This is a genomic window from Verrucomicrobium spinosum DSM 4136 = JCM 18804 (assembly GCF_000172155.1).
Classification (GTDB): domain Bacteria; phylum Verrucomicrobiota; class Verrucomicrobiia; order Verrucomicrobiales; family Verrucomicrobiaceae; genus Verrucomicrobium; species Verrucomicrobium spinosum.
The window spans coordinates 282,801-296,121 of sequence record NZ_ABIZ01000001.1 but is presented as its reverse complement, the minus strand read 5'-3'; the positions used below and the strand labels follow the sequence as shown (position 1 = coordinate 296,121).

General features: G+C 63.9%; 16 protein-coding genes. 2 read left to right on the top strand and 14 right to left on the bottom strand.

Translation table 11 applies throughout. The annotated features are described in order from the left end of the window. Positions 1–7 precede the first annotated feature (7 nt). Both VSP_RS01080 and VSP_RS01075 read left to right on the top strand, forming a co-directional pair. Positions 8–517 (top strand): nucleoside deaminase, encoded by a 510-nt coding sequence (locus tag VSP_RS01080; protein ID WP_009958147.1) that lies wholly within the window; start codon positions 8–10, stop codon positions 515–517. Further along, positions 517–1,788, top strand: coding sequence for a cyanate transporter (locus VSP_RS01075; protein WP_009958146.1), 1,272 nt, complete (start codon positions 517–519; stop codon positions 1,786–1,788). Before VSP_RS01080 ends, VSP_RS01075 begins: the two co-directional genes overlap by 1 nt. Before the next feature lie 16 nt (positions 1,789–1,804). Here the strand turns inward: VSP_RS01075 and VSP_RS01070 are convergent, their stop codons facing one another. The 14 genes from VSP_RS01070 to VSP_RS01000 form a co-directional block, all read right to left on the bottom strand. Next, complete coding sequence (locus VSP_RS01070) at positions 1,805–2,299, bottom strand: DUF2306 domain-containing protein (RefSeq protein WP_009958144.1); 495 nt, start codon at positions 2,297–2,299, stop codon at positions 1,805–1,807. Positions 2,300–2,350: 51 nt separating this feature from the next. After that, entirely contained in the window at positions 2,351–3,103 is a 753-nt protein-coding gene (locus tag VSP_RS01065) for an SDR family NAD(P)-dependent oxidoreductase (RefSeq protein WP_009958143.1), read from the bottom strand. A gap of 44 nt (positions 3,104–3,147) precedes the next feature. Beyond that, entirely contained in the window at positions 3,148–3,972 is an 825-nt protein-coding gene (locus VSP_RS01060) for an alpha/beta fold hydrolase (protein WP_009958142.1), read from the bottom strand. A 580-nt stretch (positions 3,973–4,552) separates the two neighbouring features. Further along, positions 4,553–4,963, bottom strand: coding sequence for a nuclear transport factor 2 family protein (locus VSP_RS01050; RefSeq protein WP_009958140.1), 411 nt, complete (start codon positions 4,961–4,963; stop codon positions 4,553–4,555). Beyond that, positions 4,960–5,568 carry a pyridoxamine 5'-phosphate oxidase family protein gene (locus VSP_RS01045; RefSeq protein ID WP_009958138.1) on the bottom strand — a complete coding sequence of 203 codons (609 nt, stop codon included), beginning with the start codon at positions 5,566–5,568 and terminating at the stop codon, positions 4,960–4,962. The genes VSP_RS01050 and VSP_RS01045 overlap by 4 nt, the downstream gene beginning before the upstream one ends. A 27-nt stretch (positions 5,569–5,595) precedes the next feature. Beyond that, a complete protein-coding gene (locus tag VSP_RS01040; protein ID WP_009958136.1) occupies positions 5,596–6,039 on the bottom strand; it encodes a DUF5069 domain-containing protein in 444 nt (147 codons plus the stop codon). Between the two features lie 27 nt (positions 6,040–6,066). Next, on the bottom strand, positions 6,067–6,387 hold the full coding sequence (gene trxA / locus VSP_RS01035; RefSeq protein WP_009958134.1) for a thioredoxin: 321 nt from the start codon (positions 6,385–6,387) through the stop codon (positions 6,067–6,069). A gap of 95 nt (positions 6,388–6,482) precedes the next feature. Then, a complete protein-coding gene (locus VSP_RS01030) occupies positions 6,483–7,046 on the bottom strand; it encodes a TetR/AcrR family transcriptional regulator (RefSeq protein WP_009958133.1) in 564 nt (187 codons plus the stop codon). Between the two features lie 142 nt (positions 7,047–7,188). Continuing rightward, complete coding sequence (locus VSP_RS01025) at positions 7,189–7,614, bottom strand: response regulator (protein ID WP_009958132.1); 426 nt, start codon at positions 7,612–7,614, stop codon at positions 7,189–7,191. Next, positions 7,614–8,651 (bottom strand): chemotaxis response regulator protein-glutamate methylesterase, encoded by a 1,038-nt coding sequence (gene cheB, locus VSP_RS01020; RefSeq protein ID WP_009958131.1) that lies wholly within the window; start codon positions 8,649–8,651, stop codon positions 7,614–7,616. Before cheB ends, VSP_RS01025 begins: the two co-directional genes overlap by 1 nt. After that, positions 8,648–10,960, bottom strand: coding sequence for a hybrid sensor histidine kinase/response regulator (locus tag VSP_RS01015; protein ID WP_009958130.1), 2,313 nt, complete (start codon positions 10,958–10,960; stop codon positions 8,648–8,650). The genes cheB and VSP_RS01015 overlap by 4 nt, the downstream gene beginning before the upstream one ends. Beyond that, entirely contained in the window at positions 10,957–11,568 is a 612-nt protein-coding gene (locus VSP_RS33280; RefSeq protein ID WP_009958129.1) for a chemotaxis protein CheW, read from the bottom strand. Before VSP_RS33280 ends, VSP_RS01015 begins: the two co-directional genes overlap by 4 nt. Further along, the gene (locus tag VSP_RS43565) at positions 11,565–12,860 is read right to left on the bottom strand and encodes a CheR family methyltransferase (protein ID WP_009958128.1); all 1,296 of its coding nucleotides are present in this window, start codon (positions 12,858–12,860) and stop codon (positions 11,565–11,567) included. Before VSP_RS43565 ends, VSP_RS33280 begins: the two co-directional genes overlap by 4 nt. Next, the gene (locus tag VSP_RS01000; protein ID WP_009958127.1) at positions 12,860–13,321 is read right to left on the bottom strand and encodes a chemotaxis protein CheW; all 462 of its coding nucleotides are present in this window, start codon (positions 13,319–13,321) and stop codon (positions 12,860–12,862) included. The genes VSP_RS43565 and VSP_RS01000 overlap by 1 nt, the downstream gene beginning before the upstream one ends.

Sequence of the window (13,321 nt, the reverse complement as noted above, 5' to 3'; positions counted from 1 at the left end):
CAAAATCATGACGACGACTTTTGTCACCCCCACCTCTGTCGCACCGGCCGCCTTTCTCCAGGAAGCGATTGATCTGGCTGTGGCCAACATCTCTGAGGGTGGCCGGCCGTTTGGTGCCGTGGTGGTGAAGTACGGGCGGGTCATCTCCCGGGGGGTCAATGAAACACACCTCTCCAACGACCCGACCGCGCATGCAGAAATGCTGGCGGTGCGCGCCGCCAGCCAGGTGCTACAGTCTCCGCTGCTGGAGAGCTGCACCCTCTATGCCAGCGGTCACCCCTGCCCCATGTGCCTGGCCGCCATGCGGATGGCAGGTGTCACGGATGTGTTCTACGCCTTCACCAACCCGGAGGCGGAGCCCTATGGACTCTCCACCACCTGCCTCTATGAGGAGCTGGGCCTGCCGACCAGCCTGCGCCATCTCCGCCTGGTGCACTTCCCTACAGAATTGACGGGGCACCATCCCTACGAGGCATGGGCCACTGCCCGGGGCATCCAGATCACCACCTCCCCGTGATGCGCCCTCACGCGGAAACAACTTTGACCACCCGCCCGGCCCGCACGTTTCTGCTGCTGGCCACGGTGGTGTTGACGGGTGTAAATCTGCGCTCCTTCCTCACCGCCGCCGGCCCGCTGGCCGCGGACATCCAGCGCAGCACAGGCCTTTCCCAACAGGGCATGGCCTGGCTCACCTTTCTGCCAGTGGCCCTCATGGGGGCCGGCGCTTTTGCCTCACCCTGGGTGGCCCGCAAGCTTGGCTCGCGGCGCGCCATCCTGATCGCTCTCGCCATGCTTGGGCTGGGTTCTCTTTTGCGCTTTGAGGCTCACAGTGGGCTCACCCTCATTGGCACCGCCGCCCTGTGCGGGCTGGGTGTGGCCGTGGTGCAGGCGGTTTTCCCCGCTGTGATCAAGTCGCAAATGCCCCTCTGGCTGGCCCCGGTGATGGGCCTCTACTCTGCTGCCATGATGGGTGGCGGTGCCTTGGGTGCACAGCTTTCGCCTTTGCTGGCACACGCTCTGGGAGACTGGCGCCTCGCCCTCGCCGTCTTGGGACTGCCCTGTTTGCTGGCCTTGGGGCTGGCATGGATTGCCCTGCCGGCTTCTGATATCTGCGCAAGGACCCGCTTGGTTCCTCTTGCGCCTCTCCTGCGTTGTCCGCGCGCCTGGCTGCTCATGCTTTGCTTTGGTCTGGTGAACGGCGGCTACTCGTCCCTGGTGGCCTGGCTCGCCCCGTTCTACCAGACCCATGGCTGGAGTGCGACGGGCAGCGGCAGTCTGGTGGCCGTGATGACCCTTTCCCAAGCAGCGGCCGCCCTGTTGCTACCCACTCTTGCGCGTCGCAACCTCGACCGCCGCACCTGGCTTTGGCTTTCACTGGCCTTGCAGGCTGTTGCTTTCACCGGCCTGGCAGCATGGCCTGACCTCTCCCCCAAGCTCTGGGCCGCAGTCGGCGGCGCAGGATTGGGCGGATTCTTCGCCCTCTTTATGGTGGTGGCTCTGGACCATGACCACCGTCCCGCACACGCCGCTGCCCTCAGTGCCGTCATGCAAGGAGGCGGGTTTTTTCTCGCCGCCATTGCTCCATGGCTGGCTGCCGTGCTGCACGACTCTACAGACGGCTTCACCGCAGGCTGGCTGGTGCATCTGGGTTGCATCGCCGTGGTGGCAGGACTGACAGCCAAACTGTCCCCCTCGGGGTATGCAGCCTCGCTGAGTCACTCCCACCCCGCAGTATTGAATCCCGCCAAGAGCGCTGTCACCACCCCAATGCGAAGCGGGCAGGCCTGAGCCTGCCCGAGAAAGGTCAGCGCACGCCAGGGAGGGTCCTGCGTCGCAAACGCCGGACCTGTAAAACGACACCGATCAAGAGCAGCACCAGGCACACGCCTGCCGCGGCTTGCAGCTCCGGCCCCTCACGATCCTTTACCAGCGGATTGCCCGCAGGCAGACGCGTCGTGGTCTCTGTAATGGCCGGGATCATGTGGAAAAAAAAGGTGACGGAGTAGCTCACCACTTCCACCAGCTTGCCGGACTTGCCAAACCAGCCGCGGGTGCCAGCGCCCCAGGCAATCAGCAGCACCACCAGGGTGATGATGCCGAGTGCATGAGGAGCCCCAAAGCCGCCATGTTGGAAGATGCCAAATCCTGTGAGGCAGGTGAGAACGGTACACCAGAGGTAAATCTGGCCCACCGTATTGCCGGTGATGATCTGCCGGTCCCTGATGAAGGCGAAGATCCCGGCAAAGACCGCCACCAGACTGATGGCGGTGTGAATGATTCCCAATGTGGTAAGTCCCATGTCATTGCCCTTTCTGCTTGATGTTGAAAGAGATTGCGTTGACTCCTGAACTCACCGCAGACCGCCCGTGATGTAGAGAGTCTCTCCCGTCATCCAGGACGAGTCGTCGGAAGCGAGGAACACCACGCCGGTGGCGATGTCCGCAGGCTGGCCCACACGCCCCAAGGGCAGCGCCGCCCCCATTTCCCGGAACTTGTCAGTCAGCCCCTGGGCATGCACGCCTTCCGTTTCAATGGGCCCCGGATTGATCGAGTTCACCCGGATCTTTTTGGGAGCCAGCTCCTTGGAGAACGTGCGAGTCAGGCCATCCACAGCAGACTTCGTGGCGTTGTACACGCCGGAGTTGGGCGGGGAATAGGTCGCCACCACCGAGCTCACATTCACGATGGTGCCTCCATCCCCGCCAAAGTACTTGAGCGACTCCTGCATGGCGAGGATGAGCCCGAGCACGTTGAGGTTAAACATCTTGTGGAAGTGCTCCTCAGTGATCTGCTCAAGCGGCGCAAAGTCGTACACCCCAGCGTTGTTCACCAGGATGTCGAGCTGGCCGTAGAGCTCCTTGGTCTCGGCAAAGAGCCGCTCGATGTCAGCTTGCTTGGACATGTTGGCGTGCACGGCTGCGGCTTTGCCGCCTTCGGCGATGATCTCTGCCACCACCTGATCCGCAGCCTCCTTGCTGGACGAGTAGTTGACGATGACGGACGCGCCTTCTGCGGCGAGGTGCCTGGCTATGGAGGCACCGATGCCTTTGGAGGCTCCGGTGACGATGGCAGTCCTGCCAGACAGCTTGGATGAAGTGGGCATGAGATGGTAATCGGATGAAAGAAAGTTCCGGGCGGAGAGCGATCTCAGCTCTGCGCAAAGGCGAGCAGGTCGGCGTTGAGCCGATCCTTGCTGGTGTCTCCCAGGCTGTGGGTGCCGCCGGGATAGATCTTGAGTTCGGCGTTTGGGATGAGTTTCACCGCCTCATGAGCGGAGGCACCGATGGGGACAATCTGGTCGTCATCCCCGTGGACGATGAGAGTAGGCACATCGAACCGCTTCAGATCTTCTGTGAAATCCGTCTCGGAGAAAGCCTTGATGCAGTCATACGCGTTCTTGTGCCCGGACATCATCCCCTGCGCCCACCAGGACTGGATCAGGCCCTGCGAAACCTTGGCCCCCGGACGGTTGAAGCCGAAGAAGGGACCGCTGGCCACGTCCAGGAAGAACTGCGCCCGGTCAGCCAGATAGGCTTGGCGGAAGCCGTCAAACACCTCCATGGGCAGACCGCCGGGACTGGCCTCTGTCTTGAGCATGATCGGTGGCACCGCTCCCATGAGCACAGCCTTGGAAACCCGTGCCGTGCCATGGCGGCCGATGTAGCGGGCCACTTCCCCGCCGCCTGTAGAGTGACCGATCATCACCACGTCTCTCAGGTCCAGCAGCTCAAACAGCTCCGCCACATCGTCAGCATACTGGTCCATGTGATTGCCATCCCAAGGCTGGCTGGAACGTCCATGCCCGCGGCGGTCGTGCGCGATACAGCGAAATCCATGGGATGCGAGGAAAAACATCTGCGCCTCCCACGCGTCAGAACTGAGCGGCCAGCCGTGACTGAAGGTGATGACCGGCCCTTTGCCCCAGTCCTTGTAGTAGATTTCCGTGCCGTCTTTGGTGATGAACTTGCTCATGGTGGATGGATGGATTGATCGTTGATGGTTTTGTTCGCTCGATTGAAGGAGTGTTCTGGAAATGGAGTCAGAAATCAGATACGGGGGACAGGCAGCCGCCTCTCCTGATTGGCCAAGAGAGACCTCACCGCATCGCCGTGGGGATCGTTGCAACAGTCACGTTGCCGCTCCAGCACAAACGGGAGCGCCGTTTGAAACCTGGGACAGTCCCGGGGATGGGTGCGGGCACGCGAGATCACCGGAGTTTCAGGAAACGCCCTCGACAGCCAGGATGCGGCATCACGCCCTCCCGCCAAGGTGATAAAATTCACCGTGCAGTTGTCCGCAGTCAGCAGGCTTTTGTCGGTGGTGCTCACAGTCATTTTGTCATTCCCTTCCCGGGGAGGTGGGACCTCAGTTTACCGCGTCTAGTTTGCTCCACGACTGCCTCGTCCGCTATCGCCCGGGCGGGGGGATTTACTGCCCGCCAGACGGATGGGAAGCGCCTCCTCCTTTTGGATGAGAGAGTGCAGTGTTCGCGTCTGAAAGGCAGTTCTTCCGGATGCACAGCAGCCGTCCACCCCCGACCGACGCGCCGACCTCAAAGCCTCCGCTCCGCCTCCGCAATGGGCTGGTCATTGATGCTCGCGTATCGATATTTCATATACCCCAGTTCATCAAACTCCCAGTTCTCGTTGCCGTGGCTGCGGTACCACTGGCCACTGTCGTCGTGCCACTCATACTCAAAGCGCACGGCGATGCGGTTCCCGGTGAAGGCCCAGAGGGTCTTCTTCAGCCGGTAGTCCAGCTCCCGGGCCCATTTGCGGCGGAGGAACTCCACCACCGCCGCCCGGCCGTTGACAAACTCGGCACGGTTGCGCCACTCGGTGTCCTCCGTGTAGGCCAGGGAGACTCGCTCCGGGTCACGACTGTTCCAGGCGTCTTCGGCGGCCTGGACTTTGGCCCGGGCAGACTCTTCGGTGAAGGGAGGGAGGGGAGGTCTTGGATTCATGATTTTACTTTTGGTTGACTTGCGAGCTGGGCTTCAAGTTCAGCGAGGCGGGCTCTCATCGGCGCAACTGCCGCCTCCACCTCCTCAGCCGTATAGCGCGGGGTGATGTACTGCGGACAGTTCCAGTCAAAGGAAACAACCTGAATGACGAACACGCGCTCCGTGATGGCGGCCGTGCCGGGTGGGGCCACCTTTTCCACCAGATCCGGATGCTCGCGGGCGTCCAGCACCCGGGCGTGGCCCATGATCTTGAGACGCTCTTTGTTGGGGTAGTCCATCAGGAACAGGCTCACCCGGTCGTTCACCGAGACATTGCCGGTGCTGAGCATCTGCCGGTTTCCGCGGAAGTCCGCAAAGGCCAGCTCTGAGGGAGACAGAACCTTCAGAAATCCTGGAGGACCCCCGCGATGTTGCAGGTACGGCCAGCCAGTCTCAGTCACACTGGCCATGTAGAAGCTGTCCCGGGTGGTAATGAACACCGCCTCCTCACGGGTCAGGCGATCATCCTGGCCGGCAGGGGCAGGCACCCGGGCCTTGCCAAAGTAATGCTGCTGCGCCTCCAGCACGGCGGGAGTGCTGACCATTTCACGATATCGTTCAGCCATGGCAGGGATACAGGTGAGAGTTTCAGATCAGGCCTCGCCGCCGAAGGCCACATAGTCGTCTAGATCGAGGCGGTCGAACACGGTGGCAATGTCATCCCGCTCCGGATTCAGCCGCCGGATCTCGGCAGTGAACCAGTCACGGCGTTCTGCGCCATGGTAGGCAAAGGTTTCCGTCCAGGCCGCCCACTGGGCGATTTCGAACGGGCTCCGTTTGATGGGTGCCGTTTCCTGCACCCATTGGAGGATCGCCCAGTCCCCGCCGCCAGCCTTCACCCTCTCGAGCAGGGCATCGGGATCGATGCCCGTGAAGCGGTAGAAGTGCCAGTCCGTGGGGTTGCCGTAGCGGTACTCCCCAAGAGTGCCCGCAATCGCCGCACGGGCTTTGTCGAGGATGCGCGGGAGGATGGTGTATCCACCCAGGCGAACTCGCGGGCTGCGCGGCGGGGCTTGCGTGAGATCAGGTGCTTTCATGGGGACTGATACGGTGGGATGGGTAGTTTAGGCACCGCGGGCGATCAGGGATTCGATCGCCGACTTGGACTGCGCGCCGCGGACCGTGGCCACGGGCTGCGCGTCCTTGAAGACGATCAGCGTAGGGATGCTGCTGATGCCGTAGCGTTGTGCCAGGTCAGGAGCGTCATCCACATTCACCTTGGCCACCACCGCTCTGCCCTGTTGTTCACCCGCCACCTGCTCGATGACCGGGCTCATCATGCGGCAAGGTCCACACCACTCAGCGTGGAAGTCCACCAGCACCGGCTGGGAGGTGGAGGCAAGCGTGCGGTCAAAGGATTGGGAACTGAGTTCAATGGCTTTCATGCTTTTGGTGCTTTCGCAGTTGAGATTGATCTTGAGGGCTTAATACGTACAGACAGGTCTGTCTGTTTTATGTTCAATGAAAAAACTCTTTTTGCTCATGCCGGAAGCCCTTCGCACAAGGCCAGCGCAGCCGTCCTGGCAGATTCCGCCGGCCAGGTGCTGCGGGCATTCTGGGACTCCATCACCGCCCCGCTGTAGAGCAGAAACAACGTGTCACCGAGCAGACGCGATTCTGCCGAAGCGCCGCCTCTGACCTGCGCCGCCAGGCGCTGCCAGAACTCCCGGTTGCCTGCCTTGTGCAGACGGATGGTTTCCCGGACCTCGCTGGATGTTTCCAGCATCGATGCCGTGATCGAGAACGGACAGCCTCGGAAGTCGGAGCTCTTTACATACCGGCGCAGTCCATCGAACTTCTTCACCACCTTCTCCACGGGGGGCCGGGGATCCGCCAGGAGCTTCTCGTGCGCTGCCGCTGTTTCTGCGGCATCAGCCTTCAGCCACTCCAGACACAGCTTCTCCTTGCTCTTGAAGTGTGCATAGAACGTCGCCTTGGCCACGCCGGACTTCTCAATGATCTCATTGATGCCCACCAGCTCATACCCGCGACCCGCAAACAGCATGGCGGCGGTGCTGAGGATCTGGTTGCGGGCATCTGACATGCCAAAATCATAGACAGACCTGTCTGTTTTGTCAAAGGGAAATGGTTTCAGCTCGCCGCAACGAACGGGCCGGATGACGCCTGAAGAGACGCGGCTTCTCGTCAGATAAATTCCGGCTGCCCGAAACTACCACCTTCCTCCCTCACGCGGACCCCAGCAGGGCACGGATGCGCTCGATGAGAGCGGCCTTGGGCGGAGGCTTGACCATGAATTCGTTGGCCCCGGCTTCGGTGGCCCGGGTGCGGGTGGCTGCGTCTTCGGCGGCGGAGAGGACGATCACCGGGGTGGTGCGGGAGCACTCCTGGGCGCGGTACTGACGGACGAGTTCGACGCCATCGATCTCCGGCAGGACGAGGTCCTGGAGAATGACATCAGGATTAATGTCCTGAACCCGGGCCACGGCCTGGGTGCCATCTGCGCAGTAGTGGAAGCGAATGTCCGGCTGGTCCAGAAACATGCGACGCACCACCTCCCCGATGATGCGCTGGTCGTCCACCAACAGCACGGTGATGGTGCCGGTGGGGGGGGGCGTATCAGAGTTCTCTGGTGGGGAAGCTTCAGTACTCATCAGGCGGGGGAGGGAGTTTTGACGTGCGGGAAATGGCGGGTCAGGCGGGGGCCGATCTGGCTCAGAGGGAGAACCTCCACCGCGGCATTCAGCGCCACTGCCGCCTTGGGCATGCCATAGACAATGCAGCTGGCCTGATCCTGCGCAATGGTGAATGCTCCGCGGTCCCGCAGGGCTTTCAGCCCCTTGGCCCCGTCCCGGCCCATGCCGGTGAGCAGGACGGCCGCGATCTCGCCTTTCCAGTGGCGGACCACGCTTTCGAAGAACACGTCCACGGAGGGGCGGTAGGAGCAGTTGCGCGGCTCAGAATGGTAGCAGAGCAGACGGGGCCCGTCGAAGACCAGGTGATCGTTCGTGCCTGCCAGGAGGGCCACGCCGGGCTCCGGGCGGTCGCCATCCTCCGCCAGACGCACAGGGATGCGGGCCTGCCCATGCAGCCACTTGGCCATGAGGCCGGAGAACTGGGCATCCACATGCTGCACAATGATGAGGGAGGCGGCAAAGTCCTGGGGGAGGTTTCCCAGCACTTCCGCCAGGGCGGCGGGACCACCCGCAGAGGCTCCAATGACCACCAGCCGGTTCTGCGCCAGAGCCAGCGCTGGCGTCTCTGGGGGCGGGGCGGCATGGGCCTTGGGAGCACGACCGGTAATGAGACGACTAAGCACGCCGATCTTCGCCAGCAGGGCAGGTCCACCGTCCCCCCGGCCATCCGGCCCGAGCACCGGGGTGGTCACCACATCCAGGGCCCCGGCCCCGAGCGCCTCGAACACCTTGGACGTGTGGCTCTCTACACTGGCGGTGACGATGAGGATGGGACATGGCGACTGCACCATAATCTGCCGGGTGGCTTCCACGCCATCCATCACAGGCATGAAGATATCCATGAGGATGAGGTCGGGACGGTCCTCCCCACAGCGGCGCACGCCCTCCGCTCCATCCCGGGCAATCCATGCCACCTGGTGCTCCCCAGACTTGGTGAGCACGCGGGAGACGGCCTCCACCGCCATGGCCATGTCGTTGACGATGGCAATCCTCACGCGCCGGCCTCCCCGATCAAGTCTTGCAGGGCGCGGAGCAGCGTCTCATCGTGGAAGCTGCCCTTCGTGAGGTAGTAGTCCGCCCCGGCCTCCAGGCCGCGCTGTCGGTCCTCCTCTCGATCTTTATAGGAAACAATCATGACAGGCAGGGAGTGCAGGCGGGTGTCTTTCTTGATGAGGTTCACCAGTTCAATGCCATCCATGCGGGGCATGTCCACATCTGTTACCACCAGATCGTAGTTCCCCGTGCGTACAGCGTTCCAGCCGTCCATGCCGTCCACGGCAACTTCCACGACATACCCCTTGCTGCTGATGAGCTTGCGCACCAGCTCCCGCACGGTGAGGGAGTCATCCACCACGAGCACCCGCTTGCGGGACTTCCGGCCCTGCGTGGCATCGCCACGGGACACATGAGCGAGCCGCCCGCCGGAGACGAGAAGCTCTATGGAACGGACCATGTCATCCACATCCACAATGAGCACGGGCGACTGGTCCGGCATGAGGGCGGCGGCGCTGATGTCCTTGATCTTGCCCAGACGCGGGTCCAGCGGCAGCACCACGAGTTCCCGCTCGTTCAGAAAGCGATCAATGACCACGCCGTAGCGGCTGTTCTTGTCCCCCAGCACCAGCACAGGCACCTCTGCTTCGGCGGCAGGCGCGTCCGGCACGCCCAGCACCTGGTGCGCTGTGACCAGCCCTACCTGCTGATCGCCAAAGCGGAAGTGCTCCCGCCCCTCCACCGACTCGATCTGATCCCGCGGCACCTTCAAGGCCCCGGCGATGCGGGCCAGCGGGAAGGCATACGTCTCCCCGCCCACCTCCACGATCAGCGTGCGCAGCACGGAAAGCGTGAGCGGCAGCTGGAGCTGGAACTGCGTGCCGCTGCCGAGGTTCGATGAAATCCGGGCTCCCCCGCCCACCTCCTTGGCCATGGCCTGCACCACATCCAGCCCGACCCCGCGGCCGGAGAGATGGGTGACGGTGTCCTTCATGCTGAAGCCGGGCAGGAAGAGAAACTCCAGCAGCTCCGCGGCAGACAGCTCAGCGGCGAGTGCGGCGGTGGTGAGATTCTTCCGCACCACGGCGGAGCGGATCATCTCCAGATCAATGCCGCGACCGTCATCCGTGACCTCAATCATGAGCATGCCGGCGCTGTGGCGCGCCTCCAGACGGATGGTACCCAAGGCGGGTTTCCCGGCCTGCAACCGGTCCGCCGGCAACTCAATGGCGTGATCCACCGCATTGCGCAGCAGATGGCCCAACGGGGCCTCCACGCGCTCCAGCACCTCACGGTCCACCGGGGTGGAGCCGCCCACGATGTCCAGCCGCACCTCCTTGCCCAGCGAGCGGGCGGCATCCCGCACCAGCCGGGGGAAACCCTGCAAACCATCTGAGAAAGGGCGCATGCGGCAGTCCAGCACCTCCTGGTAGAGGCGCTTGGAGAGGTTGTAGAAGCGGCGGTCAAACAGGTCCAGGTCCGTGAGCTGCCCGGTCAGCAGATCCAGGCAGTCCCCGGTGCGGCGCTGCAGCTCCATGCACTGGGCCTGCACGCGCTCATCCAAGCCGGCACCGGCCAGCGCCTGACGCAGGTTGGCGACGGTCTGGCTGATCGTGTTCTGCAGCTGTTTCATCCGCAGCAGGTCGCTCGCGAACGTGTTCACCCAGCGGGAGGCCACCACCGATTCCCCGGCGAATGCAAGCAGGCGGTTGAGGTTCTCCGCCGTCACCCGCAGGGACCGCACGGCGGCATCCGCCCCGCGCCCGGCGCCGGTGGCGGTGTTTCCTTGAACTGCACTCCGGTCGTCCGCAATTTCGACCGGCTCAGCGGGAGGCGATGAAACAACTTCACCGGCTGCCGGGGCTTGCGGCGCAGGGTCCGCAGAGCCCGGCGGCACCTTGAGGGAGGAGGCGAGGGAGTCCAAGAAGGTCGCAATCTCCCGATGATGGGTGACCAGCCACCGCTCCAGATCGTCCTCCGCCACCTTTGACAGGCGGGAGAGCAGGTCCACGCCGTCCAGGAGCAGATCAATGCGCTCCTGCGGCAGGGTGATGTGGCCGTGCTGCGCCGCGACGAAGCAGTCCTCCATGCTGTGGGCAATGCGTGCCGCAGCCTTGTTGTCCACAATGCCAGCTGCGCCCTTCAGAGAGTGCGCGCTGCGCATGAGCTCCTCATAGTGGCGGGCAACCTCCGGCTCGCGCTCAAGCGCCAGGAGGTGCTCCGTCATCACGGCCGTCTGCGTCTCCACCTCCATGCGGAAGAGATCCGCCAGGGAGAAGTCGCCCAGGTCACCGCCATCTGTTGCGCTCATGAAAGGCTCCGGTTGAGGGTGTAGAAGAGCAGCTCGTCATCCAGGCAGCCCACGGTGCGGTCCCGCCAGGGGAGCAGTCCCTGGGTATAGGAAACACGGCTCTCCGCCAGGGTCGTCGGCACGGGGCGCAGGACGCCGGGATGGTAGCGGTGCACCCCCAGCACCTCATCCACGGGAAACGCCAGGCGGTTGCCGCCGCGGTTGGCCACCAGGAGCCGGGGATAGACCCGGCGCCCCCCCTCACTCACGGTGGCAGGCTCTTTGTCAATACCTAGTACCGAGCCCAGGGACACACACACCAGGAGCTCCCCGCGGATGTTCACCACCCCGCGGACGATGCCGTCCATCCGGTGCGGCAGGCTGTGCACCGGGCACTGGTCTGCCACCTGCTGGAAGATCTGCGTGGGCAGGGCCAGCCACTCCACGCCGATGCGGAAGATCAATGCGGAGGTGGTGCCGGTATCGGCCGCCCGTTTTTCACTGGCGATCCGCTCCGTCCACTCGCGCAGGTAGTCCTCCGGCGGGGCACGATCCAGCAGGAACTGGGCACCTGAGGTGCCGCCGCCAGCCGGGGGCGGTGCGGGCGCATCTGCGGGCGGCCGGGTCATCGGGCCACCTCCTCACTGCGGCGGGCGCGTTGCTGCAGGCGGCGGGCCTCTGCCAGATCGCCCTGGTTCTCTGCCAGCAGCGCGAGGTGCAGCAGGGCTTCGGAATGGTTGGGATCCAGGTACAACACTTTGCGGTAGCATTTGGCGGCCTCGGCATGGCTGCCTAGCATGTCGCGGATGAGCGCCAGCAGGTAGTACGCCTCCACTGAGGGGCCGTGATCACGCAGATGCCCCTCACATGCGGTGAGGGCCTCCGCCAGATGGCCGCCATCCGCCAGCCGGGTGATGGCCGCGAGAGCGGTGGCCGGCCCTGACGGCGCAGGGGCAGCCGGGACGGGAGCGGGTGCAGGAGCCAACTTCCTGGCGGCAGGCTTTGCCGCCCTGGCAGGCACGGGATTCCGGGGCTCACCCCGGCCTGGGGGAGGCATCGTGAACGGACGGAAGGCGGGCGACACGCTGGCAGCAGCCCCGGAAAGCTGGACCCCGCTCTTCCTGGCCGCACGGCGGCAGGCGAACGCGGAGGGAAAATCCACCGAGGTGAAACCGGCACTGCGGGTGAGAAAGGTCTCCGCAGGACCCACAAAGAGAAGGCCCTCGGGTGCGAGCAGCCGGTCAAGCGCCCGGATCACGCGCTCCTGGGTCGGCGCATCGAAGTAGATGAGCACGTTCCGGCAGAAGATGGCATCATAGCTGCCGGCCCCCGGCAGCGGGTCATCGGACACCAGGTTGGCCTGACGAAAATCCACACATTCCCGCACCAGCGGCGTGAGACGGTGCAGCCCCTGCTCCTCCCGAAAGTACCGTTCGCGGAAACCGACGTCACTGCCGCGGAAGGCGTTGCGGCCATAGACAGCCCGGCGCGCCCGGGCGAGGGCACGCTCACTGATGTCGATGGCATCGATCTGAAACCGCATCGCTGGCAGGCCTGCATCCAGCAGTGCCATGGCGATGGTGTAGGGCTCCTCTCCGGTGGAGCATGGGGCACTGAGCACACGCAGCCGCCCGGTGGGATGGGCGGGCCCCCACTCCTGCCGTACATGATGCACAAGCGCGGCATAGGCCGCCGGATCACGGAAGAACCAGGTCTCCGGCACCACCACCAGCTCCACCAGCTGGGCCAGCTCCTCATCCGAACGGCGCAGCAAGTTCCAGTAGGCCCCTGTTTCCTGCAACCCACAGGCGGCCATGCGCTGGCGCACGGCATTCGTCACGACAGACTTCCCCATCGTGGCGGCATCCACGCCGATCGATTCCTTCAGGAGATTCGTGATATGATTGTGGCTGTGGGGCATCAGGGGATTTCAAGCGGTTGCCGGAACAGCACGGTACGGACCTCCTCAGAGAGCAGGGCGGACACCTCCACCCGCTGGATCATGCCGCGGGCGTCATGCGTCACGGGCCCGAGGTAGGGGGCGGAGTCGAGCGTCACGCCCGTCGTGGCAAAGTCGGCCTCAGTGCGACGGAGGGTCTCGGTGGTCTTCTCTGCCAGCAGGCCGAGCAGGTGGCTCTCCCCTCGATCCTCATAATTCACCAGGATGATGCGGGTGCTCATGCGCTGCTGGGAGGGTTCCCCCAGGGCGATGGCTGCCAGATCAATAAGCGGCACAGGACGGCCATGGTAGGCAAAGACACCCGCCACTCCGGCCGGAGCCTGCGGCAGGGGCCGGTGCTGCACCAGGGGCAGCACCTCCGCCACCTGGCGCGTATCCAGCGCAAAGCGGTGCTGACCCAGTTGGAAGACGAGAAGCAACAT